Here is a 21,810-nt window from a genome sequence, read left to right as displayed (position 1 = left end):
TCAGACCTCGAGGAGCTCGGCCTCTTTGCGCTTGAGTGCCTCGTCGATCAGGTCGACGTGCGTGCGCGTGACGACGTCGAGCTCTTTCTCGGCGCGTACCAGTTCGTCTTCGCCGACCTCGCTCTTCAGAGCGTCGAGGTCGTCCTTGGCCTTGCGGCGCAGGTTGCGCACCTGCACCTTGGCGTCTTCGCCCTTACCGCGCACGATCTTGACGTACTCCTTGCGGCGGTCCTGCGTGAGCTCCGGCATGGTCACACGCACGATCGTGCCGTCGTTCGTCGGGTTGACGCCGAGGTTCGGCATGTCGCGGATGGCCTGCTCGATGGCCTTCAACGCGGACTTGTCGTAGGGGTTGATGACGAGCGTGCGTGCCTCGGGGTTGTTCAGCGACGCGAGCTGGGCCAGAGGGGTGGGCGAACCGTAATAGTCGACGAGGACCTTCTGGAACATCTGGGGGTTCGCGCGCCCGGTGCGGACGGTCGCGAAGTCCTCCTTGGCGGCCTCCACGGCGCGATCCATGCGCGCTCCGGCATCGGCGAGGACATCGGCGATCACGGTGACTCCATTCGTTGGAACTGACGTCTCAGTCTAGCCGCGTGCGGGCCCGGCTCCCCGGGCCCGCACGGCGCGTCACGCGGTGACGAGGGTGCCCATCGTCTCGCCGAGCAGCGCCTGGGTGACGTTGCCGGCCGGCTCCATCCCGAACACGCGCATGTCGATGCCGTTGTCCATGCACAGGCTGAACGCGGTGGAATCCACCACCTTCAGCCCCTTCTGCAGAGCGTCGTTATAGGTGAGGTGGTCCAACTTGGTCGCCGTCGGATCCACGCGCGGGTCGGCCGTGTAGACGCCGTCGACGCCGTTCTTGGCCACGAGCACCTCGGTGGCGCCGATTTCGAGAGCCCGCTGCGCAGCGACGGTGTCGGTCGAGAAGTACGGCAGGCCCGCACCCGCCCCGAAGATGACGACGCGGCCCTTTTCGAGGTGGCGCACGGCGCGGCGCGGAATGTAGGGCTCGGCGACCTGGGTCATCGAGATGGCGGACTGCACGCGCGTGGCCGCACCGGCCTGCTCGAGGAAGTCCTGCAGGGCCAGGGAGTTCATGACCGTGCCCAGCATGCCCATGTAGTCGGCACGCCCCCGGTCCATTCCCCGCTGGCTCAGCTCGGCCCCGCGGAAGAAATTCCCGCCGCCCACGACGATCGCGATCTCGACGCGATCCACCGCCTCGGCGATCTCACGGGCGATCTGGCTGACGACGTCGGGGTTCACGCCGAGTTGGCCTCCTCCGAACGCCTCCCCCGACAACTTCAACAGGACGCGGCGGCGCTTGGTGGCTTCATCGATCACGTGTGGTGTCCTCTCGTTCTGAACAAACTATCCCGCCCCTCCCCGCCAGCGATACGGCCGTGCACCGGCGGCGCGGGCAGCACCGACAGGCGGGGTCGGTGGGCAGGGAAAAGGCCCGGGATGCCTTGGCATCCCGGGCCTTTCACGATTGCTTACGCGCCGACCTTGAAGCGGGCGAAGTCGGTCAGGGTGAGACCGGCGTCGGACGCGACCTTGGCGACGGACAGCTTGTTGTCCTTCGCGTAGTCCTGGTCGAGCAGGGCGACCTGCTTGAAGAAGGCGTTGACGCGGCCCTCGACGATCTTCGGCAGGGCAGCCTCGGGCTTGCCCTCGTTGCGGGAGATCTCGGTGACGATCTCGCGCTCCTTCTCGACGTCGGCCTCGGGCACGGCGTCGCGGGTGAGGTACGAGGGGTTGGCGAACGAGATGTGCTGCGCGATGGAGCGAGCGGTCTCGGCGTCGTCACCGGTGTAGGCGAGCACCACGCCGACCTGCGGGGGCAGGTCCTTGCTGGTCTTGTGCAGGTAGACCTCGAACTTCTCGCCCGAGATGGTGCGCACGCGACGCAGTTCGACCTTCTCGCCGATGATGGCGGCTTCGTCGGAGATGAGCTGCTCGACGCTCTGGCCACCGGCGTCGGCGGAAAGGGCGGCCTCGACGGAGTCGGCACCGGCGGCGGCAGCGGCGTCGACGACCTTCTCGGCGAGAGCGATGAAGCGCTCGTTCTTGGCGACGAAGTCGGTCTCGCAGGCGAGCTCGAGAAGCGTCACGGAGCCGTCGTTCTCGCGAGCGACCACGAGGCCCTCGCTGGTGGAGCGGTCGGCGCGCTTGGCGTTGCCCTTGGCGCCCTTGAGGCGCAGGATCTCGACGGCCTTCTCGACGTCGCCGTCAGCCTCTTCGAGCGCCTTCTTGGTGTCGACCATGCCGGTGCCGAGCTGCTCGCGCAGCGCCTTGATGTCGGCGATCGTGAAGTTTGCCATGGTGTGGCGTCTCCTTGTCGTGTGGTTCTGAATGTGAGCCCGGCGGGGCCGTGTCGCCGTCCTCCGCGGAGGAGGCGGGCACGACCCCGCCGGATCGTAGCCTGTGCGGGTGGCGCCGCGGTGACGCGGCGGCCTCGCGGCTTACTTGCTGTCGGCGGCCTCGGCGTCGGCGACCTCGGTCGCGGTCTCGCCCGACGCGGCGGCGACGGCCTCGTCGTGTGCCTCGGCACCGGCGGCGTCTGCGGTCGACTCGGTCGCAGCCTCGGTGGTCTCGGCGCCCGTCTCGAGCAGCTCGCGCTCCCACTCGGCCAGCGGCTCGGCGGCCTCGGCCTCGCCCGCGGGCTGGTGACGCTGGATCAGGCCCTCGGCGGCGGCGTCGGCGATGATGCGCGTGAGCAGGCTCACCGAGCGGATCGCGTCGTCGTTGCCGGGGATCGGGTACTGGAACTCGTCGGGGTCGGCGTTGGTGTCGAGGATGCCGATCACGGGGATGCCGAGCTTCTTGGCCTCGTCGACCGCGAGGTGCTCGCGCTTGGCGTCGACGACCCAGATCGCCGAGGGGGTCTTCTGCAGGTTGCGGATACCACCGAGCGACTTGTGCAGCTTGTCGAGCTCGCGCTTCTTCAGCAGCAGCTCCTTCTTGGTGAAGCCGCTCTCGGCCGGGTTCTCGTAGTCGAGCTCCTCGAGCTCCTTCATGCGGGCGAGGCGCTTGGACACCGTCTGGAAGTTGGTGAGGAGGCCACCGAGCCAGCGCTGGTTGACGTAGGGCTGGCCCACGCGGGTCGCCTGCTCGGCGAGGACTTCCTGCGCCTGCTTCTTGGTGCCGACGAAGAGGATGGTGCCGCCGTGCGCGACGGTCTCCTTGACGAACTCGTACGCCTTGTCGATGTAGCCGAGCGACTGCTGCAGGTCGATGATGTGGATGCCGCTGCGCTCGGTGAGAATGAAGCGCTTGACTTTCGGGTTCCACCGGCGGGTCTGGTGTCCGAAGTGAACGCCGCTGTCGAGCAGCTGGCGGATGGTGACGACGGCCATGGTCGTACTCCTGTTTCTGGGCGCTTTCGCGCCGTGGTTGTGGTTGTTCGCGCCAGACGGTTCGCCTGACGAGCCTGGTGCCCGGCGCACACCCGCCATCCGCCGAAGCGGAGGACCAGGGGGTGTGGATGCCGCGCGATGCGCCGACCCGAGGGACGGAGCGTTGCGCTCTGGGCACGCGGAGTCATCCCGACATGCGGGATGCGATGACCAGCATACAGGACCACTCCTCCCCACCGCATGCGCGGCGTGCACGCTCCCCCGACCACGACATCCGAGCTCCGCGGCGACGACGGACTCGTCAGGCTTGCGGCATGCCCGTCGTTCTCTCTCGCCCCTCCCTCGCGCTCGCCGTGATTCTCGCCCTCACCGGCCCGCCCCACTCGCTCGCCGATGCGGGCTGGAGGTGGCCGGTCGACACCGTGCAGCTCCTCCGCCCGTACGAGGCCCCCGCGCATCTTTACGGGCCCGGCCATCGCGGCATCGACCTCGCAGTCGACGACCTCGTCCGCGCCCCCGCGGACGGACGCATCGCGTTCGCGGGCTCGGTCGCGGGCAGATCGGTCGTGACGATCGACCACGGCAACGGCCTCGTCTCGACCCTCGAACCCCTGGCCACCGAGCTGTCGAGCGGTGACGTCGTCGCCCGGGGCGCCGTCGTCGGTCATGTCTCGCCGGAGGGACACACCGGCGCGCACTCGCTGCACTTCGGCGTTCGTCTCGACGGCGAGTACATCAACCCGCTCCGCCTACTCGGCGGGGTTCCCCGCGCCGTGCTGCTGCCGTGCTGCTGAACGCTCGCGTCGCTCGGTCGCGGCGACTGCGCGGCTGCTGCGGACCCCGTGGTCCGCCACCCGGCGGACGAGGCGTCGCGGTCGCGGCGGCGTCAGCCGATCTGGTTCCCGCGGCCCTCGACCGTCGTGTGCCCTACTCCGCCGCCCGCCTCGATGACGTTGTCCTGCCCACGGATCACCACCGACGAGACGACGCCGCGCGCAGTGATCTTCGTGCGGTCTCCGCTGAGATCGACACTCCCGATGGTGCCACCCGAGCTGATGGCGCCATCGTTGCCCTGGACGACCACGGAATCGATCGCCGCGGCGACCACCGTCACCCGATCACCGGCAACGCGCAATGTTCCGATCGACGCCGCCCCCGCCTGCACGGTCAGCGCCGAGCCCGACACGCTCAGTTCGGCGCACGTCCCGACCACGCGGACGGTCTGCTCACCACCGGCGACGCTCTGAGACCCTCCGTCGCCGCACGATACCGCTCCCGCATCTGCCGACGGTGTCGAATCCGGGACGCTCACGGGAGGGGCGGGTGAGATCGTGACCACCGTCGGCGACGGCACGGTGACAGCGGGCGACTCAGACGTCCGCGTCGCCGCGGGCGGCAGCCTCGTCTCGACGGGCCGAGGACCGAGTCCGCACGCACTCAGCACAGCGACGAGCACGATGGCACCCAGCAGAAGGGGAACGCGACGATTCATCACCCTGGTCACGGTACGGCCGGCATCGGCCGGAACACCAGGGGGGAGCGCGAGGGGAAGAAGGACGGATCGAGGGAGAAAGAAGTTCTCGGGCGCACGATGGCGCACCGCGCTCGCGCGTCAGAGCTCGCGGGTCGGGCTCGAGGGTCGGGCTCGAGGGTCGGGCTCGAGGGTCGGGCTCGAGGGTGACTGTTCCCGGGTCAGGGGTCGTGGTTCAGGCCCGGGGGTGGGCGAGACGGTAGGCCTCCCGCAGGCGTTCGCCCGACACATGGGTGTAGACCTGGGTGGTTCCGAGACTGGCGTGCCCGAGGATCTCCTGCACCGCCCGCAGATCCGCACCCCCGTCGAGCAGGTGCGTCGCCGCCGAGTGGCGGAGTGCGTGCGGGCCCAGGGCGTCGGCGCCGACGACCGGGGCCACGGTTCGCGAGACGAGGGCGTGTACGGCACGGGGCCCGAGCCGCCCCCCCTGCACGCCGAGGAACACCGCCCGTCCCGCTCGGCCGTCGCCCCGCGCCAGGAGCGCGGGGCGCCCTCGCACGAGGTACGCGTCGAGGGCATGGGCCGCGGGAATGCCGTACGGCACCACGCGTTCTTTCGCGCCCTTGCCGAGCAGACGCAGCGTCCGACGGTCGTGATCGACGTCGTCGATGTCGAGACCGCAGATCTCCGACACACGCGCGCCCGACCCGTAGAGCGTCTCGAGGAGGGCGTGGTCGCGCAGGGCGACGGGGTCCCCGCCCCGAGCGCAGTCGGACGCATCGGCGAGCACGGCGGACAGCGCGGCCGATGTGGCGACGGTGGGAAGGGTTCGACCGCGCTTGGGCGAGATCAACCGCGTGGTGGGGTCCACGTCCACGACGCTCTCGTCGCGGGCCCAGCCGAAGAGCCCCTTCACCGCGGAGGTTCGTCGAGCGGCCGTCGCCTTGGACAGACCTGCAGCCTGAGCCTGCCACTGCCACTCGCGGAGGTCGTCGATCGCGAGCGCCGCCAGGGGCGGATCACCGGTCGCGCGGATGAGGTCGGTCAAATCGGACCGGTAGGCGCGCACGGTCGCGGACGACAGGCGCCTCACCTCGGAGAGGTGGCGGAGGTACCCGTCAACGGCCTGGGACACGTTCACCTTCCCACCCTGCCTCCGAACGTCCCCCGATCGCGACGCCACGCGCACGTCGGCGATGTTCGCGCGCCGGAAACCCGGCACACGCGCCCCGCACGGGACCCGCGTCATCCCGGGGCACTCATGTTCCCTGGCGCCGGAGCAGCCACTGCCCGTCGTCATCGCGGAACGCCCGGCCGTCGAGCTCGGCGAAACCCAGTAGGACGGCCGCCTGCGTCGACGCGACCCCGCTTCGACGCGCGACCTCCGCGGTGGTCCTCGCGGTGCGCGCGGAAAGGGCGTCGACGACCCGGGTCGTGTCGTCGGTGCGAGAGTCCTCTGTCCCTCCCCCGCCGGAACCGGCTCCGAGCATCTCGCGCACATCGCCGGCGGAGGTGATGCACACGCCGTCGTACTCCCGCAGGACGCGGTGACACCCAGCCGATGCTGCGCTCGTCACCGGTCCCGGCACGGCACCCAGTGCTCGCCCGAGCGTCGCCGCGTGGGCCGCGGTGTTGAGCGACCCGCTGCGCCATCCCGCCTCGACCACGACGACCACGTCGGCCGTCGCGGCGATCAAACGGTTACGCGACAGGAAGCGCCACTTCGTCGGCGCTGCGCCGCACGGCGTCTCGCTCCAGACGCCGCCCGATTCGGCAATGCGCGCGAGGAGTCCCTCATGGCCGCGCGGATAGGACCGGTCCACTCCTCCCGCGAGGAAGGCGCTCGTGGCTCCCCCGACGCTCAGCGCTGCGCGATGCGCCGCTCCATCGATCCCATACGCGGCGCCGGATACGACGGTCACCCCCTCGGATGCCAGGTCGGCCGCCAGATCGGCTGCGACTCCCTCCCCGTACGCGGTCGATGCGCGTGCCCCCACCAGCGCCACGACCGGGGCGTCGTTGCGCGAGGTGCGGCCACGGCGCCAGAGGGCGATCGGCGCGTGCTCGCCCAAGTCGTCGAGACGGGCGGGCCAGTCGTCGTCGCCCGGGACGACGAGGGCGGCTCCGGCGCGTCGAGCCGCCTCCAGCGCCGCGGAGATGAGGACCGGCCGCATCCGCGGCAGCCATCGTGCGCGAGCTTCCGACAGGGTCTCCCCCGATGCGGTGAGCGCGACGCGCAGGGCGTCTTCGGCGCCGTGCCGCTGGATGAGCGCGCCCGCGACGCCGTCGCCCGGCTCGACCAGGACGCTCCAGATCGCTCGCGCATAGGCATCACCCGTGCGCGTCTCGTCGCCCCGCATTCCCGCGAGCGCCCGACGAGTGGACGCCGCCGTCAGATCGGGCAGGTTCACGATGCCGTTCCTCGGCGCAGGTACAGCGCGCGCCCCACATCGTCGGCGAGAAGGGTGTCGTGCCCGGCGATATCGGCCACCGTCCACGCCACGCGCAGGAGCCGGTCGTAGCCGCGCAGGGTGAGCGCTCCCCGGCGCAACGCCGCGTCGAGGGGGCGCAGCACCTCTGTCGAGGGTGCGGCGGGGCCGCGCAGCCAGGTTCCCGGTACATCGGCGTTGCGATGCCAGGGCGTGCCGGCCCACCGCCGCGCGGCGCGCGCTCGCGCCTCGGCGACCGTCTCACGCGCTCGTCCCGTGGTGACCGGCCGCGAGCCGCCCTCTCGTCGCGCGGCAGACACACGCTGCAGACGAACGTCGATGTCGATCCGGTCCAGCAAGGGACCGGAGAGACGCCGCGTGTAACGACGGATCGCCTGGGGCGCGCACTCGCACGCCCCGCCCGGAACGCCGTACTGGCCGCACGGGCAGGGGTTCGTCGCGACGACGAGTTGGAACCGGGCCGGGTATGTCGCGGCGACGCCCGACCGGTGCACCTGGATCACGCCGCTTTCGAGGGGCTGGCGAAGGGCATCGAGCACCGCGGCGGGGAACTCGCCCCCTTCGTCGAGGAACAGCACGCCCTCACTGGCGCGGGCGATCGCGCCGGGGCGGATGACCCCGGAGCCGCCGCCGATGAGCGCCGCCGCCGAAGCTCCGTGATGGGGGCTCTCGAACGGCGGCGTACGCGACAGCCGCGTCACCGTCTCGCCCGCCAAGGAGCGCACCGACGCCACCGAGAGGGACGCTTCGTCGTCCAGCGGAGGCAGGATGCCGGGCAGCCGTCGCGCGAGCATCGTCTTGCCCGCACCGGGCGGTCCGCTCATCAGCAGATGGTGGCCACCCGCGGCAGCCACCACCAGCGCGTCCACCGCGTCGGCCTGGCCGACGACGTCGGAGAGCTCCAGGGGCACGTCATCGGGTTCGTCGACGATCGCGCCCTGCACAGGCGCGAGCGGCGCTGCGTCGCACACTCCCCCGTGCCAGCGCACCACTTCCGCCAGACATGCTCCCGCGAAGACCTCGACTCCCTCGACGAGGGCCGCCTCGGCGGCGTTCGCGGCGGGCACGACCACGCGCGTGTGCCCCGCTCCGCGCGCGGCGACGACCGCGGGGAGCACCCCCGGCACGGGCCGGAGCCGCCCGTCGAGCCCCAGCTCGCCCACGTGCACGGTGCGGGCGATACGATCGGCATCCATCCGGCCGCTGGTTGCGAGAGCGGCGATCGCGATGGCCACGTCGAAGCCCGAGCCCCGCTTCGGAAGGCTCGCCGGGGAGAGATTGACGGTGATGCGCCGCTTCGGCAGGTCGAGACCGCGGTTCGCGCAGGCGTTGCGCACGCGTCGTCCCGCCTCGCCGAGGGCCTTGTCGGGGAGACCGATGATGGCGAACTCGGGCGTCTGCGACGACACGTCGGCTTCCACCTCGACGAGGTCTCCGCGCAGCCCCGACAGCGCTACCGACCACGTGCGCGCGACGGTCACAGCGCGTCCTCGAGGTGCTCGAGTCGGCCCGTCGCGGGGTCGGCGCCGATCACGGCGATCGCGTCGATGCGGAGCTGGAGCCCCCGCACCAGGTCGCGATGCTGTGCGAGGAAAGCCATCGCCACGCGCCAGAGTCTCGCGGCCTTGCGCCGGTCGATCGCCTCGAACGGATGCCCGTACTCGTCACTGCGGCGAGTTTTGACCTCGACCACGACGATCGTGCCGTCGCGCTCCGCGACGATGTCGATCTCGCCCTGGGGACATCGCCAGTTGCGTGCGATGATCCGGTACCCGTCGCCGATCAAGAAGGCGACGGCGCGCTCTTCTCCGGCTCTGCCGAGGTCGTCTTTCGCTGCCATGCCCGAGAGCGTGGCATCCGGATCGTCGGTGACGGGGACGGGAGCCGCTCATCCGTGGAGAGCTCGACGAGAATGCTCCCTGGGGAGGAGCCTCAGCTGTCGAGCGAGAGCTCGTCGGGAAGCTGGAAGTCGTGGCGCGAGAGCTCCTCGACGTTGACGTCTTTGAAGGTCAGCACGCGGACCGACTTCACGAACCGGTCGGCGCGGTAGATGTCCCACACCCACACGTCGGTCATCGAGATCTCGAAGTAGAAGTCGTGCTCGGTGTCGCGGCGCACGACGTTGACGTCGTTGGCCAGATAGAACCGGCGCTCGGTCTCGATCACGTAGGTGAACTGGCGCACGACATCGCGGTACTCGCGGTACAGGGCCAGTTCGAGTTCGCGGTCGTAGTCCTCGAAGACGTCGTCATCCATGGTCTCTCCATCCTAGGCGGGCATCGCGGGGTACGCCTCATGCCGGGGGCACCCGGGCGCGTCTCGCGCGACCCGCCGCACACGTGGTGTCGACGGTCAGAACAACGTCGGCGCCGCCGCGATCGCCCACGAGTGACGGTGGTGCACGCTCATCCCGTGCGCGGTGATCGCCTCGCGGTGGTCCGGGCTCGCGTACCCCTTGTTGCGAGCCCACCCGTACGCCGGGAGATCGTCGTGCAGGCCGGTCATGAGGGTGTCGCGCGCGACCTTGGCGATGACAGATGCCGCGGCGGCGCTCGCACAGTCGCGGTCGGCCTTGACGACGGGGCGCACCGTCAACCCCGCCTCCCCCGCGGGCGTGATGTAGTCGTGGTTGCCGTCGAGGATGACGACGGCCTCCTCCGGTACGACGCCGTGCGCGCGCAGGTCGGCGATGGCTCGAACGGCTGCCAGTCCCAACGCGCGGATGATGCCGATCTCATCGACCTCGACCGAACTGGCCCACCCCACCGCGCTGTGCTGCACGAACGCGGCCGCCCGTGCAGCGACCTCGGGGCGGCGCGGCTCGGGGACGAGCTTGGAGTCTCGCAGCCCCGGCGGCACACGCTTGCGCGAGCGGACCGGGTCGATCACCGCCGCGCCGACGGCCACCGGCCCCGCGAGCGCACCGCGTCCGACCTCGTCGCAGGCGATGACGATCGCGTGCTCCTTCAGCAGGCGACGCTCGAGCGTGAGGGTGGGTGCGATCACTGCCCGGTCCCCGGTGCGGGAACCCCCGCGAACACCTCGTGATGAAAGTCGATCAGACCGAACCGGTCGAGCGGCCAGGTCTTGAGGAACGCGCGACCCACCACGTTGTCGACCGGGACGAACCCGTGGCCCGGTTGATCCTGATTGAAGCGGGAGTCGCGCGAACTGTTGCGGTTGTCACCGAGCACCCAGAGCGAGCCCTCGGGCACGGTGACGTCGTACGGCACGGGCTCCGGCGCGGTGGCGCCCGGGGGGAGCCGAACGTAGGTCTCGTCGAGCGGCACGCCGTTGACGGTCGTCTGCCCCAGAGCGTTGCAGCACACCACGTGATCACCGGCGACACCGATCACGCGCTTGATGAGGTGGTCTTCGCTGTCGGGCGCCGCGAGGCCGAACAGCGACAGCACCCAGTCGACTCCCTCGACGACCGGCGAACGCGGCGCCGACGGGGCGGTGTCGAGCCAGCCGCCCGGATCGCGGAACACCACGACATCACCCCGGGAGTACTCGCCGAAGCGCGGCGTCAGCTCGTCGACGAGGATCCGGTCGTTGATCATCAACGTGTTCTCCATCGACGCGGATGGGATGTAGAACGACCGCACGACGAACGTCTTGACGAGGAACGACACGACCAACGCGATCAGCACGATCACGACCAGGTCGCGGAAGAACGCCCCCCAACCGCGGCGACGCCGTCGGTCGGAACGAGATGCCATGGCATCCGGGGTCGAGGCGGTCTGGTCGCTCATGTGTTCCTTTACCGGGTTCGTCGCACACCGACCGAACCCCATCGTCCAGGTTCGCACACCGCGAGGCCCCGCGACGACCGACGGGGCCGCGAAAACGCCGAACGCCCCGTGGTGAATTCCACGGGGCGTTCGGGGAGCGAGACTCAGCGGTCGCGCTTCTCCTTGATCTTCGCCTTCTTGCCACGCAGGTTGCGCAGGTAGTAGAGCTTGGCGCGACGCACGTCACCGCGGGTGACGACCTCGATGTGATCGATCACGGGGCTGTGGACCGGGAAGGTGCGCTCGACGCCGACCTGGAAGCTGACCTTGCGGACGCAGAAGGTCTCGCGCACGCCGTCGCCCGAGCGGCCGATGACGACGCCCTGGAAGACCTGGATACGCGAGCGGTTGCCTTCGGTGATGTTGACGTGCACCTTGACGGTGTCGCCGGGGGCGAAGGCGGGGATGTCGGAGCGGAGCGAGGCCGCGTCGACGGAGTCGAGGATCTGCATGATCGTCACTTCCTGCGACCGCCACAGGTCGATCGCACGATAAAAGGGAAAAGGATGAGGCGTGCCCGAGGCCGCGGATGCGGCGGGACTCCCCTGAGGCAGAGCCGGTCAGGGCACAAGCGTCTATTCTGCCACGGACGCCGCGCCCGACCAAACCGGCTCAGTCGGGCTGTCGGGTCTCCGACACGATGATGACCTCGCCTCCTGGACGCGGCACGGTGTGCTCCGGTGTCGGCGGGATGTAGGCCGTGCCGTCACTGGCGTGCAGGACCGTGACCGCGCCGCGCGCTTCGTTCCAGAGCTGCGCGAGCGACGACCAGAACAGCAGCAGTGCGCCGACGACCGAGAGCACGAGCAGCGGGAAGAACACACGGGAGTCGAACAGGCCGAGGGCGACGATGACGATCTGCCACACACCGACGCCGGCGAGATCTCGCCACGACGCGGCGCGACTGTCGCGCACGCTCGCCCGCGCGCGGATGAGCAGGGCCAGCAGCAGCTGCGAGACGAAGACGGCGGGGACGGCGACGAAGAGCCAGAGCAGAGCCCACGCGCTCCCTCCGGCGAAGACGACCCATCCCACGAACAGCCACAGCGGCAGGACGAATGCGGCCGGGAAGAGCCAGCGAAGGAAGAGTCTGCGCAGCGCCATGTCGCGATGCTACGTCGCGCGAATGTGGAGCGGCTATGAGAATGCCATGCCGGCTTTCGCGCCCGCTCGCGCCTTCGGAGAGAATAGAGGTTCGACGAGAGGAACCACCATGATCGAACTGCGCACCCCGGCCGAGATCGAGGCGATGCGCCCCGCCGGCCGCTTCGTCGCGGAGGTGCTCGCGACGCTTCGCGACGAGACCAAGGTGGGCACCAACCTCCTGCACCTCGATCGCCGCGCCCACGAGATGATCCGCGCCGCCGGTGCGGTGTCCTGCTACATCGACTACCACCCGTCGTTCGGCGCGAGCCCGTTCGGCAAGGTGCTGTGCACCTCGATCAACGACGCGGTGCTGCACGGACTCCCCCACGACTACACGCTGCGCGACGGCGACCTGGTTTCGCTCGACTTCGCCGCCTCCGTCGACGGCTGGGTCGCCGACTCCGCCGTCTCCTTCGTCGTCGGCACCGCCCGCGACGAGGATCTCGCGCTGATCGACACGACCCAGCGTGCCCTCGCCCGCCGCCATCGACGCCGCCACCGTCGGCCACAAGATCGGCGACATCTCGGCCGCCATCGCTGCGGTGGCCCGCGCCGAGGGGCTGAGCATCAACACCGACTTCGGCGGCCACGGTGTCGGCCGCACGATGCACGGCGACCCCCACGTCGCCAACGACGGCAAGGCGGGACGCGGCTATCCCCTGCGGGCGGGTCTGGTCGTGGCCCTCGAGCCGTGGTTCCTGCAGACAACAGACGAGCTCGTCACCGACCCCGATGGATGGACGTTGCGCAGTGCCGACGGCTCGCGGGGTTCGCATTCGGAGCACACCGTAGCCATCACCGCGGATGGCCCGATCGTGCTGACGGACCGTTCGTTCCTGGGCGTCGACTGATACCTGGTTCACCGACGCCGCGGCGGGTGACGAAGCGCCGCCCCGGCGCCCGCGGGCCGGGCGTCAGTCCGCGAGCAGGTCGGGCCGGCGTTCCCGCGTGCGCTCGACCTGCTGTTCCCGACGCCACGCGGCGACAGCGCCGTGGTTGCCGCTCAGCAGCACCGGCGGCACCTCGCGCTCACGCCAGAGGGCGGGCTTGGTGAAGGAGGGATACTCCAGCAGCCCGTCCTCGTGCGATTCCTCCACGAGGCTCTCAGGATTGCCGACGACTCCGGGGATCAAGCGGCCGATGGCCTCGACCATGGCCATCACGGCAACCTCGCCGCCGTTGAGCACGTAGTCGCCGAGGCTGAGCAGTCGCACGTCACCGAGTTCTGCGGCGTAGTCGAAGACCCGCTCGTCGATACCCTCGTAGCGACCGCATCCGAACACGAGGTGCGACACGGTCGACAGCTCGCGAGCGGTGGCTTGGGTGAAGCGCTCCCCCGCGGGCGAGGGGAACACGATCACAGGCCGCGCCGCGGCGTCGCGCGCGATGTCGTCGAGGGCCTCGCCCCACGGCTCGGGCTTCATGACCATGCCGGCCCCGCCGCCATAGGGCGTGTCGTCGACCGTGCGATGGCGATCGTGCGTGTAGTCGCGCAGGTCGTGCACGCGGACGTCGAGAAGGCCGCTCTGGCGGGCCTTGCCGAGCAACGACACCTCGAGCGCGTCGAAGATCGTCGGAAAGATCGAGACGACGTCGATGCGCACGTCAGCCCTCGCGGGGAGCGGCGTTCTCCGCGGCGGCGCCCTCGGCGTCGTCGGTCGCCGGGGCGACGGGCTCCGGCTCGTCGCCGTCGTCGGCGGGCAGGTCTTCGAAGAGCCCGGCGGGGGGCGTCACGACCACGCGACCGCCGGCGATGTCGACCTCCGGAACGATCGCGCTCACGAACGGCACGAGAACCTCGCGCTCATCGCCGGTCGGGCGCACGATCAGAAGGTCTTGTGCGGGGAAGTGATCGACCCGAACGACGCGGCCGATGACGGCATCCTCACGGACGACGTCGAGACCGACGAGCTGGTGGTCGTACCAGGCGTCGTCTTCGGCGGGGGCCGCCTCGGTGTCCTGGTCGATCCACAGGATCGCCTTCACGAGCTCTTCGGCGACCGTGCGGTCGTCGACGCCCTCGAAGAAGACGACGGGGTGGGAGTTCATCCAGCGGAACTCGCGGACGGTCAGCTCGCGTCCGTGCCAGGGAGAGGACTCCGGCACCTGCAGCGTGAAAGTGCTGCCCGGGACGAATCGCCCGTCGGGATCGTCGGTGTACAGCTCCAGCTTGAAGGCACCCTTCAGGCCGTGGGCCTTGACGAGGCGTCCGACGCGAAGCTGGGTCTTGGCGGGCTGGGCGCCCGCGGTGTCGCCGCCCGCCATCAGTCGTCGGCGACGTCGACGCGCACGCGACGCCCGTCGGCGAGAGCGGAGACGACCGTGCGCAGAGCCTTGGCAGTGCGTCCGCCGCGCCCGATCACGCGACCCCGGTCATCGGGGTGCACGCGAACCTCCAGCACGTCGCCGCGGGGCGACGAGCTGGAACGGATGGTCACGGCGTCCGGGTGATCGACGATCCCCTTGACGACGTGTTCGAGCGCGGCAGACAGCACGGGAATTACTCGGCCGAGGTCTCGGCGGCGTCCTCAGCGGGCGCCTCGGCGGGAGCTTCGGCCTTCTTCTCGGCCTTGGGCTTGACGACCGACTTCTTCGAGGCGTCGGCCTCGAACGCGACCTTCTCTTCGCGGACCTTGACGGTCGAGACGGCGTTCTTGTCGCCCTTGAACTTGCCCCAGTCGCCCGTGAGCTTGAGGATGGCGGCGACCTGCTCGGTGGGCTGGGCGCCGACCGACAGCCAGTACTGGGCGCGCTCCGAGTCGACCTCGATGAACGAGGGCTCCTCGGTCGGGTGGTACTTGCCGATCTCCTCGATCACACGACCGTCGCGCTTGGTGCGCGAGTCGGCGACGACGATGCGGTAGTAGGGCGCACGGATCTTTCCGAGGCGCTTGAGACGGATCTTGACAGCCACGATGACTCCTGATGATGGAAAACGAACGAACCGAACGCCTGGAGCGTGGGGTGCACACCCGGCGGAAGCTCAAAAGGGCGGACCGACACTGGATAGAGGGTCGAGTGGTGGGTCCGACCCTCTATTCTGCCAGATCGTCCGCCCACCCTGCGACAGCGTCGTCCGATGACATCCCGCGTCGGCCACTTGCACGTAACACGACGTCTCCCACGACGCGGCCCATCTCACGCCGCGTGCGAGACTGAGCCGCATGAGGCTGCCGTTCGCTCCGTCATCGCGTTCGACCGTCGGGCTGGAGTGGGAGCTCATGCTCGCCGATCGCGAGACGGGCGACCTGGTCCCCCGCGCGCCCGAGATCCTGGAGCGCCTCGAAGAGCGCACGGCCCTCGAGCGCTTCACCGTCACGGGAGAGCTCCTCACCAACACCGTCGAGGTCACCAGCGGCGTGGGCGACACCGTCGCCGGCGCGGTGGACGACATCGCCGACGCCATCGGCGCCCTCCGCGAAGAGACCGAGCCGCGAGGGATCGAACTGCTCTGCGCGGGCAGCCACCCGTTCGCCCAGTGGTACGACCAGCAGGTCACCGACAAGACCCGCTACCACACCCTCATCGAGCGCACCCAGTGGTGGGGGCGCAACATGATGATCTGGGGCGTGCACGTGCACATCGGCGTCGACGACGTCGAGAAGGTGCTGCCGATCGTCAACGCGCTGACCGTTTTCCTCCCTCACCTCCAGGCCCTGTCGGCATCCAGCCCGTTCTGGGCGGGCGAGCGCACCGGCTACGTCTCCAACCGTTCGCTGGTGTTCCAGCAATTGCCCACGGCGGGCCTGCCGTGGCAGCTCGCCTCGTGGACCGACTTCGAGAACTACCTCGACGACATGGTGCGCACCGGGGTGATGGCGGATGCCAGTGAAGTGCGGTGGGATATCCGTCCCGCGCCGAGGTGGGGCACCGTCGAGATCCGCGCATGCGACGGCATGTCGACCCTGCCCGAGCTGGCGGCCGTCGCCGCGCTCGCGCAGACCCTCGTCGAGCACTTCTCGCGCATGATCGACGAGGGCCGCGAGCTCCCCGGCATCCCGCCCTGGTTTGCGCGCGAGAACAAATGGCGCGCCGCACGGTACGGGCTGGACGCCCGCGTCATCGTCGACCGCGAGGGCACCCAGCTGCCGGTCGTGGAGCACCTGCGCTCGACCATGGACGAACTCGCCGACATCGCGGTCGAGCTGCACTGCGCGCGCGAGTTCGCCGGCCTCGACACCATTCTCGCCACCGGCGGCAGCTCCGCACGCCAGATCGCGGTGGCCGAGGCGGCCGACGGGGATCTGCGCGCAGTCGTGCAGCACCTCATCCGCGAATTCCGCGGGGGCCCCACGCTTCGCGAACACCTCGCGGCGCTGCGCGTGTGACCACCCGCTTCGGCGCTCGTTCATAGAATCCGCCTCTTAGGATCACGTCATGATCTTGGGGCGTTCGACGGCTGCTGCCACGGTGTCCCTCGGGCTGGCCCTCGCGCTCACGGCGTGCGCGGCGGAGCCCCCCACCGCCCGCCCCGCACCCACGTTCAGCGAACCGGAGCTGTCGGCCTCCCCGTCGCCGACGACCAGCAGCGGGCCTCCCCCGATGCGGGTGGTCACCATCGGGGACTCCCTGATGTCCGGCTTCGGGCTGCGGCCCGAGCAGGCGTGGCCCGCGCTTCTCGGCTCGCGGGCGCACCTCGCTGTCACGAACCTCGCCTGCGCAGGCGGCGGATTCGTCGTGCCCGGCGACTGCGACGTCACCTTCTCGGGATTCGTGCCCGCGGCGGTGGCGCTGCAGCCGCAGCTCATCGTCATCGAGTCCTCGAGCAACGACTTCTGGGAAGACGACGACGAGATCCGCATGGACACCGCCGATGCCGTCAAGGCACTGCATGAGGCCCTCCCCGACACGCACATCGTCGGACTCAGCACGATCTGGAACGACGACCCCGACGTTCCCGACGACACCGCGGTCACCTCCGACGCGCTCCGTGACGCGGTGGAGGCCGTCGACGGCACATTCATCGACATCGGTCAGCCGCTCGCCCATCACCCGGACTGGATGCAGGACGACGACATCCATCCCACACCGCGGGGTCAGCGGGCCATCGAGCAGACCGTCATGTCGGCCTTGCAGGACGACGACATCCTGCCCTGACGCTCACGACCCGAGCCGATGTCCAGGGTCGTCCCCTGACGGTCGTCAGCCGCGGCCGAGCATCTTCTGCAGCTCGGCGAGGTCGGCCTCGCTCGGCATCTTCTGACCGCCCAGGCCGAAGCCCGAACCGGTGGGAGCCGTGGATGCCGCGATGCCGGCGTTCTCGGCCGCGCGCTTGGCCGGGTTGCCCGAGCGCGAGCCCTTCGCCTTCTGCTGCTTGCCGCGCTTGGACGACGCGCCGGGCTTGCCGCCGACGGGACCCATGCCCGGGATGTTGGGCACACCGCCGCGCGCGACGGTCTTCATCATCTTCGCCGCCTGGTCGAAACGCTGCACGAGCTGATTGACGTCGGTGACGGTCATACCGGAACCCCGCGCGATACGCAGGCGTCGCGAGCCGTTGAGGATCTTGGGGTTGCGACGCTCGGCAACCGTCATCGAGCGGATGATCGCCTCGGTGCGATCGATCTCGCGCTCGTCGAAGTCCTCGAGCTGCTGCTTCATGTTTCCCATGCCCGGGAGCATCCCGAGCATCTTCTTCATGGAGCCCATCTTCTTCATCTGCTGCATCTGCTCGAGGAAGTCCTCGAGCGTGAACGTCTCGGTCGCGAGCTTCTCGGCGACCTTCATCGCCTCGGCCTCGTCGAACGCGTTCTGCGCCTGCTCGATCAAGGTGAGGATGTCACCGAGGTCGAGGATGCGCGATGCCATGCGGTCGGGGTGGAACGGCTCGACGTCATCGAGCCCCTCACCGGTCGACGCGAAGATGATGGGGCGGCCCGTGACGGACGCGACCGACAGCGCGGCGCCACCGCGCGCGTCGCCGTCGAGCTTCGACAGCACGACACCGGTGAAGTCGACGCCGTCCTGGAACGCCTTGGCCGTGTTGACGGCATCCTGACCGATCATCGCGTCGATGACGAACAGCACCTCGTCGGGCTGGGTGGCCTTGCGGATGTCGGCGGCCTGCTTCATCAGCTCGGCGTCGACGCCGAGGCGACCGGCGGTGTCGATGATGACGATGTCGTGCTGCTGGCGCGTGGCGTGAGCGACGCCGTCGCGAGCGACCTTGACCGGGTCGCCCACGCCGTTGCCGGGCTCGGGCGCGTAGATCGCGGCCCCGGCGCGTTCGGCGACGACCTGGAGCTGGTTGACGGCGTTCGGACGCTGCAGGTCGCACGCCACGAGGAGGGGGGTGTGCCCGTCTTTCTCGAGCATCTTGGCGAGCTTGCCGGCGAAGGTGGTCTTACCCGAGCCCTGGAGACCGGCGAGCATGATGACGGTCGGCGGGTTCTTGGCGAACTGCAGACGACGCTGCTGGCCGCCCAGGATGCCGATGAGCTCGTCGTTGACGATCTGCACGACCTGCTGCGCGGGGTTCAGGGCACGGTTGACCTCGTCGCCGAGGGCGCGCTCGCGCACCGCGGCGGTGAACTCCTTGACGACGGGCAGCGCCACGTCGGCGTCGAGCAGGGCGCGCCGGATCTCGCGCACCGTGCCGTCGACGTCGGCGGGCGTGAGCTGGCCCTTCTTCCGAAGATTGCGGAAGGTCTCTGTGAGCCGGTCGGAGAGGGTGCCGAAAGTCGCCATGATGAAACGAGTTTACGCGGGTGCCGCCGACGGCGCTGCCGCGGCGCCGCGCATGCCTGCGCCCCGCATCCCGCTCACAACCTCAGCGATCCGCACAACCTCAGCCCGAACCGGCCGGATGCCACTGACTTCGTGCAGATCACTGAGGTTACGCAGCCGCCGGGCCCGCGCTCAGACCAGCGCGAGCGCCTCGGCGAGCACCTCGCCCAGGGGTCTGCCCGCGCCCGTGCGATCCGCCCAGGCCCAGACCGCGGCCAGCACCGCCGCCGCCAGGGCACCGGCGCGGACTTCGGCGGCGAGGGGCGGCATCCCGTCGCGCGCGAGCCGCGCCGAGAGCTCGCGCTGCAGGCGGAACTGCCGCACGGCACGCTCACGGTCGAGCTCGGTCGCGATGCCCATCGCCTCGGCGTTGGTGATCGCCAGCGCCAAGGCATCGGGGGCGAGGCGATCGCCGATCGCGGCCAGCGCGTCATCGACCGACTCGCCGTCGCGCAGGCGCCGGGTCGCGGCATCCATCTGCTCGTCGAGACCCGACCACAGCACGTCGCTCTTGGCCGAGAAGTAGTTGAAGAAGCTGGAGCGGCTGACGCCCGCGCGGCGCGTGATGTCGGAGACGCTCGTGGCGTCGTAGCCCTGCTCGAGGAAGAGCTCGCACGCGGCTTCGGCGAGGACCTCTCGCGATGAGGCGCGGGGTCGACCGCTGCGATGCTCGGAAGCCATGGTGTCATCAGCCTAGAGGTGAGGGGCGAGTGTATTGTTGGACGCGATCCAACATCGGAGGCGGTCGATGATCGACATCCAGCACGTGGGCCTCGCCCCGCACTACGTCCCCTACCTCGACGGCTGGGCGCACCAGCGCCGCATCCACGCGGACGTGGTGGCCGGCGACCGCGGCGACACGCTGCTCCTGCTCGAGCACGAGGCCGTCTACACCGCCGGCAAGCGCACCGAGGCGCACGAGCGTCCCGACGACGGCACGCCCGTGGTCGACGTCGACCGCGGCGGCAAGATCACCTGGCACGGCCCGGGGCAGCTCGTCGGCTATCCCATCGTGCGACTGCCCGAGCCGATGGACGTCGTCGCCCACGTGCGGCGACTCGAATCCCTGCTCATCGAGGCGCTCGGCGCGCACGGCGTCGAGGGATTCCAGGTCGAGGGGCGCAGCGGCGTCTGGGTACGTCGCCCCCTCAGCATCGACAAGGTCGCGGCGATCGGCGTCCGCGTGGAAAGAGGAGTGACCATGCACGGCTTCGCCGTCAACTGCGACAACAGTCTCGCCGCGTTCCGCCGCATCGTCCCGTGCGGGATCACGGATGCCGGAGTGACCACGGTCAGCGAGGTGGTCGGTGCCGACGTCTCCCCCGCCGACCTCGCGCCCACGATCGAGCGCGTTTTCGCCGCGTCGGCTGCGACGGTGGCGGCGTGAGCGCCTGCGGGACCGGCAGCGCCGGGATGCCGGCATCCACCGCTCCGAACGGACGGAAGCTTTTGCGCCTCGAGGTGCGCAACGCCCAGACGCCGATCGAGCGCAAGCCCGAGTGGATCAAGACCAAGGCCAGAATGGGCCCCGAGTACACCGCCCTGCAGAACCTCGTGAAGACCGAGGAACTGCACACGGTGTGCCAGGAAGCCGGGTGCCCCAACATCTTCGAATGCTGGGAGGACCGCGAGGCGACGTTCCTCATCGGCGGCTCGCAGTGCACGCGCCGGTGCGACTTCTGCCAGATCGACACCGGCAAGCCCGCCGACTACGACACGGACGAGCCGCGTCGCGTGGCCGAGAGCGTCACCCGGATGCAGTTGCGCTACGCCACCGTCACGGGCGTCGCGCGCGACGACCTGCCCGACGAGGGCGCGTGGCTGCACGCCGAGACGGTGCGCCGCATCCACGCCGAGAACCCGGGGACGGGCGTCGAGATCCTCGCGACCGACTTCACGGGAAACCCCGCGCACCTCGAGGAAGTGTTCTCGTCGCGGCCCGAGGTGTTCGCGCACAACGTCGAGACGGTGCCGCGCATCTTCAAGCGCATCCGCCCCGCCTTCCGGTACGAGCGCTCGCTCGGCGTGCTGACGGCAGCGCGCGACGCCGGTCTCATCACCAAGTCGAACCTCATCCTCGGCATGGGCGAGGAGCCGGAAGAGGTCGTCCAGGCGCTGCAGGATCTGCACGAGGCCGGCACCGACATCATCACCATCACGCAGTACCTCCGCCCGACGCCCCGGCACCTGCCGGTGCAGCGCTGGGTGAAGCCGGCCGAGTTCGTCGAGTTCAAGGAAGAGGCCGAGCGCATCGGCTTCCTCGGTGTGCTCGCCGGTCCGCTCGTGCGCTCGTCGTACCGCGCCGGGCGCCTGTGGGCGCAGTCGATGGTGTCGAAGGGCCGCGAGATCCCGCCGCACCTGTCGCACCTCGCGAAGGACATCGCCGCGGCCGACGCCGGCTTCGCACAGGCGGTGTAGGCGCGCGGCTCACACCGGCCAGATGTAGGGCAGGTCGTCGGGCACGTCGCCGAAGCGGGGCACGTAGAACTCGGCGTCCTTACGGATGAGGTCGGACCGGTGCGCGAGGTGGAAAGCCTCGTCGCCGATCCACGGCGGCAGGTCGAGAGCGCTCTGCGGCACCCCGTCGACCTCCGGCGCGAACACGCGGATCTTCTCGCGAACCGTGTCGTTGCGCCCCTGCGCGATCCACTCGTCGGTCATGACCAGGCCGTACGACACGAGCGCGGGCAGGTGACCGTCCCACATCTTGGCCGCCGGATGGTGGCGCCAGCCGTGATCCGGCACCGTGAGCGCCCGCAGCAGCTGAAACGTCTCGACGCGCTGCTTGCCCAGGCGCTTGGCATCCAGGGCTCTCGCGGAGTCGGCGAACGACGGATACGGCAGGAAGGTCTGCACGC

26 protein-coding genes and 1 pseudogene are annotated in these 21,810 nt (G+C 69.9%); 6 read left to right on the top strand and 21 right to left on the bottom strand.

Going from position 1 to position 21,810, the window contains the following annotated elements:
- The 4 genes from frr to rpsB all read right to left on the bottom strand — a co-directional run bounded on the left by frr (nucleotide 1) and on the right by rpsB (nucleotide 3,365).
- Entirely contained in the window at nucleotides 1-555 is a 555-nt protein-coding gene (gene frr, locus QE412_RS02660) for a ribosome recycling factor (protein WP_307479821.1), read from the bottom strand.
- A 75-nt stretch (nucleotides 556-630) separates the two neighbouring features.
- The gene (gene pyrH, locus QE412_RS02655; protein WP_307479818.1) at nucleotides 631-1,350 is read right to left on the bottom strand and encodes a UMP kinase; all 720 of its coding nucleotides are present in this window, start codon (nucleotides 1,348-1,350) and stop codon (nucleotides 631-633) included.
- A 152-nt stretch (nucleotides 1,351-1,502) separates the two neighbouring features.
- Complete coding sequence (gene tsf / locus QE412_RS02650; protein WP_307479813.1) at nucleotides 1,503-2,330, bottom strand: translation elongation factor Ts; 828 nt, start codon at nucleotides 2,328-2,330, stop codon at nucleotides 1,503-1,505.
- A gap of 141 nt (nucleotides 2,331-2,471) precedes the next feature.
- Complete coding sequence (gene rpsB, locus QE412_RS02645; RefSeq protein WP_307479811.1) at nucleotides 2,472-3,365, bottom strand: 30S ribosomal protein S2; 894 nt, start codon at nucleotides 3,363-3,365, stop codon at nucleotides 2,472-2,474.
- A gap of 314 nt (nucleotides 3,366-3,679) precedes the next feature.
- Between rpsB and QE412_RS02640 the strand changes: the two genes are divergently transcribed.
- Nucleotides 3,680-4,159 carry a murein hydrolase activator EnvC family protein gene (locus QE412_RS02640; RefSeq protein ID WP_307479808.1) on the top strand — a complete coding sequence of 160 codons (480 nt, stop codon included), beginning with the start codon at nucleotides 3,680-3,682 and terminating at the stop codon, nucleotides 4,157-4,159.
- 92 nt (nucleotides 4,160-4,251) lie between these two features.
- On the opposite strand, the gene QE412_RS02635 is transcribed toward QE412_RS02640, so the two are convergent.
- The 10 genes from QE412_RS02635 to QE412_RS02590 all read right to left on the bottom strand — a co-directional run bounded on the left by QE412_RS02635 (nucleotide 4,252) and on the right by QE412_RS02590 (nucleotide 12,184).
- Nucleotides 4,252-4,860 (bottom strand): hypothetical protein, encoded by a 609-nt coding sequence (locus QE412_RS02635; RefSeq protein WP_307479806.1) that lies wholly within the window; start codon nucleotides 4,858-4,860, stop codon nucleotides 4,252-4,254.
- Nucleotides 4,861-5,071: 211 nt separating this feature from the next.
- Nucleotides 5,072-5,977, bottom strand: a complete 906-nt coding sequence (locus tag QE412_RS02630; protein WP_307479804.1) for a tyrosine recombinase XerC — start codon at nucleotides 5,975-5,977, stop codon at nucleotides 5,072-5,074.
- Nucleotides 5,978-6,095: 118 nt separating this feature from the next.
- Entirely contained in the window at nucleotides 6,096-7,247 is a 1,152-nt protein-coding gene (gene dprA, locus QE412_RS02625; RefSeq protein WP_307479801.1) for a DNA-processing protein DprA, read from the bottom strand.
- The gene (locus QE412_RS02620; RefSeq protein ID WP_307479798.1) at nucleotides 7,244-8,767 is read right to left on the bottom strand and encodes a YifB family Mg chelatase-like AAA ATPase; all 1,524 of its coding nucleotides are present in this window, start codon (nucleotides 8,765-8,767) and stop codon (nucleotides 7,244-7,246) included. Before QE412_RS02620 ends, dprA begins: the two co-directional genes overlap by 4 nt.
- The gene (locus QE412_RS02615; RefSeq protein ID WP_307479796.1) at nucleotides 8,764-9,126 is read right to left on the bottom strand and encodes a YraN family protein; all 363 of its coding nucleotides are present in this window, start codon (nucleotides 9,124-9,126) and stop codon (nucleotides 8,764-8,766) included. The genes QE412_RS02620 and QE412_RS02615 overlap by 4 nt, the downstream gene beginning before the upstream one ends.
- 92 nt (nucleotides 9,127-9,218) lie before the next feature.
- Entirely contained in the window at nucleotides 9,219-9,542 is a 324-nt protein-coding gene (locus tag QE412_RS02610; protein WP_295840058.1) for a DUF2469 family protein, read from the bottom strand.
- 96 nt (nucleotides 9,543-9,638) lie between these two features.
- Nucleotides 9,639-10,292 carry a ribonuclease HII gene (locus QE412_RS02605; RefSeq protein ID WP_307479791.1) on the bottom strand — a complete coding sequence of 218 codons (654 nt, stop codon included), beginning with the start codon at nucleotides 10,290-10,292 and terminating at the stop codon, nucleotides 9,639-9,641.
- Nucleotides 10,289-11,041 (bottom strand): signal peptidase I, encoded by a 753-nt coding sequence (lepB, locus tag QE412_RS02600; RefSeq protein ID WP_307479788.1) that lies wholly within the window; start codon nucleotides 11,039-11,041, stop codon nucleotides 10,289-10,291. Before lepB ends, QE412_RS02605 begins: the two co-directional genes overlap by 4 nt.
- A gap of 143 nt (nucleotides 11,042-11,184) precedes the next feature.
- Entirely contained in the window at nucleotides 11,185-11,532 is a 348-nt protein-coding gene (gene rplS, locus QE412_RS02595; RefSeq protein WP_058597687.1) for a 50S ribosomal protein L19, read from the bottom strand.
- A gap of 160 nt (nucleotides 11,533-11,692) precedes the next feature.
- Nucleotides 11,693-12,184 (bottom strand): MFS transporter permease, encoded by a 492-nt coding sequence (locus QE412_RS02590; protein WP_307479785.1) that lies wholly within the window; start codon nucleotides 12,182-12,184, stop codon nucleotides 11,693-11,695.
- A 109-nt stretch (nucleotides 12,185-12,293) separates the two neighbouring features.
- On the opposite strand from QE412_RS02590, the pseudogene map reads away from it, so the two are divergent.
- A pseudogene (gene map / locus QE412_RS02585) lies at nucleotides 12,294-13,077 on the top strand (type I methionyl aminopeptidase).
- 63 nt (nucleotides 13,078-13,140) lie between these two features.
- Here map and trmD read toward each other — a convergent pair.
- From trmD to rpsP, 4 genes are read right to left on the bottom strand one after another with little or no spacing between them, the layout of a single operon-like run.
- A complete protein-coding gene (gene trmD, locus QE412_RS02580) occupies nucleotides 13,141-13,830 on the bottom strand; it encodes a tRNA (guanosine(37)-N1)-methyltransferase TrmD (protein ID WP_307479782.1) in 690 nt (229 codons plus the stop codon).
- A 1-nt stretch (nucleotide 13,831) separates the two neighbouring features.
- Complete coding sequence (rimM, locus tag QE412_RS02575) at nucleotides 13,832-14,491, bottom strand: ribosome maturation factor RimM (protein ID WP_307479779.1); 660 nt, start codon at nucleotides 14,489-14,491, stop codon at nucleotides 13,832-13,834.
- A complete protein-coding gene (locus tag QE412_RS02570; protein ID WP_056230892.1) occupies nucleotides 14,491-14,721 on the bottom strand; it encodes an RNA-binding protein in 231 nt (76 codons plus the stop codon). The genes rimM and QE412_RS02570 overlap by 1 nt, the downstream gene beginning before the upstream one ends.
- A 5-nt stretch (nucleotides 14,722-14,726) precedes the next feature.
- Complete coding sequence (gene rpsP, locus QE412_RS02565; protein WP_307479772.1) at nucleotides 14,727-15,140, bottom strand: 30S ribosomal protein S16; 414 nt, start codon at nucleotides 15,138-15,140, stop codon at nucleotides 14,727-14,729.
- 250 nt (nucleotides 15,141-15,390) lie between these two features.
- On the opposite strand from rpsP, the gene QE412_RS02560 reads away from it, so the two are divergent.
- Nucleotides 15,391-16,554, top strand: a complete 1,164-nt coding sequence (locus QE412_RS02560; protein ID WP_307479769.1) for a glutamate--cysteine ligase — start codon at nucleotides 15,391-15,393, stop codon at nucleotides 16,552-16,554.
- A gap of 49 nt (nucleotides 16,555-16,603) precedes the next feature.
- Nucleotides 16,604-17,323, top strand: coding sequence for an SGNH/GDSL hydrolase family protein (locus tag QE412_RS02555; protein ID WP_307479766.1), 720 nt, complete (start codon nucleotides 16,604-16,606; stop codon nucleotides 17,321-17,323).
- Between the two features lie 45 nt (nucleotides 17,324-17,368).
- Here the strand turns inward: QE412_RS02555 and ffh are convergent, their stop codons facing one another.
- Both ffh and QE412_RS02545 read right to left on the bottom strand, forming a co-directional pair.
- The gene (gene ffh / locus QE412_RS02550; protein ID WP_307479764.1) at nucleotides 17,369-18,913 is read right to left on the bottom strand and encodes a signal recognition particle protein; all 1,545 of its coding nucleotides are present in this window, start codon (nucleotides 18,911-18,913) and stop codon (nucleotides 17,369-17,371) included.
- Between the two features lie 171 nt (nucleotides 18,914-19,084).
- A complete protein-coding gene (locus tag QE412_RS02545; RefSeq protein ID WP_307479763.1) occupies nucleotides 19,085-19,633 on the bottom strand; it encodes a TetR/AcrR family transcriptional regulator in 549 nt (182 codons plus the stop codon).
- A 67-nt stretch (nucleotides 19,634-19,700) separates the two neighbouring features.
- Here QE412_RS02545 and lipB point away from each other — a divergent pair, with 67 nt between their 5' ends.
- Nucleotides 19,701-20,339 carry a lipoyl(octanoyl) transferase LipB gene (gene lipB, locus QE412_RS02540; RefSeq protein WP_307479760.1) on the top strand — a complete coding sequence of 213 codons (639 nt, stop codon included), beginning with the start codon at nucleotides 19,701-19,703 and terminating at the stop codon, nucleotides 20,337-20,339.
- Nucleotides 20,340-20,365: 26 nt separating this feature from the next.
- A complete protein-coding gene (gene lipA / locus QE412_RS02535) occupies nucleotides 20,366-21,370 on the top strand; it encodes a lipoyl synthase (RefSeq protein WP_307486983.1) in 1,005 nt (334 codons plus the stop codon).
- 9 nt (nucleotides 21,371-21,379) lie between these two features.
- Here lipA and QE412_RS02530 read toward each other — a convergent pair whose 3' ends face one another.
- Complete coding sequence (locus QE412_RS02530) at nucleotides 21,380-21,808, bottom strand: MSMEG_6728 family protein (RefSeq protein ID WP_307479758.1); 429 nt, start codon at nucleotides 21,806-21,808, stop codon at nucleotides 21,380-21,382.
- Between the last annotated feature and the right edge of the window lie 2 nt (nucleotides 21,809-21,810).

The organism is Microbacterium trichothecenolyticum (assembly GCF_030818955.1).
Taxonomy (GTDB): Bacteria; Actinomycetota; Actinomycetes; order Actinomycetales; family Microbacteriaceae; genus Microbacterium; species Microbacterium trichothecenolyticum_B.
This window is presented reverse-complemented; position numbering and strand designations above follow the sequence as displayed.